Source organism: Pleionea sediminis, from assembly GCF_007570825.1.
Taxonomy (GTDB): domain Bacteria; phylum Pseudomonadota; class Gammaproteobacteria; order Enterobacterales; family Kangiellaceae; genus Pleionea; species Pleionea sediminis.
Map to the genome: position 1 here is coordinate 1 of NZ_SUNB01000022.1, position 1,875 is coordinate 1,875.

The 1,875-nt window shown below is 45.3% G+C and carries 3 protein-coding genes; all 3 read left to right on the forward strand.

The window, feature by feature from the left end:
* A partial coding sequence (locus tag FAX86_RS22025; RefSeq protein WP_144395658.1) for a terminase gpA endonuclease subunit occupies positions 1 to 1,356 on the forward strand: 1,356 nt, incomplete at its 5' end.
* Positions 1,353 to 1,553 (forward strand): hypothetical protein, encoded by a 201-nt coding sequence (locus tag FAX86_RS22030; RefSeq protein ID WP_144395659.1) that lies wholly within the window; start codon positions 1,353 to 1,355, stop codon positions 1,551 to 1,553. The genes FAX86_RS22025 and FAX86_RS22030, both read left to right, overlap by 4 nt.
* Positions 1,550 to 1,875 (forward strand): phage portal protein (locus tag FAX86_RS22035; RefSeq protein ID WP_144395660.1); only part of this gene is annotated, 326 nt, incomplete at its 3' end. The genes FAX86_RS22030 and FAX86_RS22035, both read left to right, overlap by 4 nt.

Below are 1,875 nucleotides of genomic sequence, written 5' to 3' on the forward strand. Positions count from 1 at the left end.
GCAAGGGGGCGTTCTGCTCCCAAAATTTTTCCGGATGAAATTGATGGGTATGAGCGTACGAAAGAAGGTTCACAGATTGGATTGATCTGGCAACGCGCAGCAACCTTTGGTGACGAACGATTATTGTTTGAAACATCAACACCAACGATTAAAGGTGCCTCGCTGATTGAGTCGGCTTTTGAGCAAGGTGATCAACGACGTTGGCACTGTGAATGTCCTCACTGTCAAACATTTCAGTATTTAAAATGGTCGCAGGTGAATTGGCAAAAAGATTCGGAAGGTGAGCATCTACCAGAAACGGCGGTGTATGTGTGTGAGTCGTGTGGTGTGTGTTGGGATGATGCGGACCGATTCTTAGCGATCCGAAAGGGTCGGTGGATTGCTGCAAAACCGTTTAAGCGTCATGCGAGTTTTCATTTACCGGAAATGTGCAGTCTTTTTCGGAAATTAGGCGACATCGTCCAAAGTTTTTTAGAAAAGAAACGTTCTGGTGACATTCAAACATTCATTAACGTATCGCTTGCGGAAACGTTTGAGGAGAAAGGGCAACAGTTTAAACATACAGTACTGATGGAAAGAGCGGAAGTATACGAGTGTGATGTTCCCGATGAGGTGTGCATTTTGGTTCGAGCGGTCGATGTTCAAAAAGATCGTTTAGAAATAAAGGTGAAAGGTTTTGGCGTTGGTGAGGAATCGTGGGATATCGATTACAAAATTTTAAGAGGGGATCCAACGAGTCAGAGGTTATGGGATCAGCTCGATGTCGAGTTATCCAATACTTATCGACACGCGAATGGAAGCATCATGACGTGTGCCGCGACCGGCATTGATTCGGGCGCGTTCACGGATCATGTGTATCGTTTTGTTAAACCAAGAGAGATGGCGGGTGTTTACGCGCTAAAAGGTCGCGGACAAGAGGGATTACCTCTCGTTAATCGAGGCTCACGTTCGAATAAATATCGAGTCAACGTCTTTACGGTCGGAACTTGGGCCGGTAAAGATTTAATTTATCGACGTTATGAGATCGAAGAACCCGGCGCCGGTTATCTTCACTTTAAAAAATCACCGGTATTTGATGAGGAATATTTTCGGCAACTGTGCAGTGAAAAAAAAGTCACTCGCTTTCATTTAGGAAAAGCGCGCAGCGAATGGTTGAAAATACGAGATAGGAATGAAGCGTTTGATCTCGAGAATTATTGTTTAGCGGTTCTCTATTTGCTTTCTCCAAATCTTGACGCTTTGGCGAGAGAGTTAAGTGAGACGCCGGCAGAGCGTCATGAAAAACAGCAAGCACGAAATGTTACATCAGCGGTCAGTGACAATCATTGGATTAATGCGGGGAGTGAATGGTTATGACGCGTGAATCAATACTCGAAATGATAGATCTCTATCTTGAGGCAGAGAAGGCGGTGCTATCGGGAAAGGAAGTCACCTTCGAAGGCCGTGTTGTGAAACTTGAGAATTTATCTGAAATTCGTGCGGGCCGAGCAATGTGGGAGAAGCGATTACAAGAAGTAAAGAGTGGTCATTTTTCAAAGGTTCATTTTGTATGAACTGGATGGATAAGCTTGCCTTAACGGTTTCACCCTCTTGGGCTTTGAAGCGAGCACAACAGCGACAAATGGTACAAGCCTTTCAAGCTGTAGAAAAAACGCGATTGCATAAGCGTCCAACAGAACATCGTTCTGCTAATGCGTTAGTTGAGTCCGGTGGACGCAGCTTGCGCGGACAGGCGCGATTTTTTGATAACAACTACGACATTGTTACCGCGATTTTTGACACTCTCGAAAATACCGTGATCGGCAAAGATGGTATTCGAGTTGAACCGATGCCTCGCACGCTTTCGGGTGAAGTGCATGAATCTCTCGCACAAGA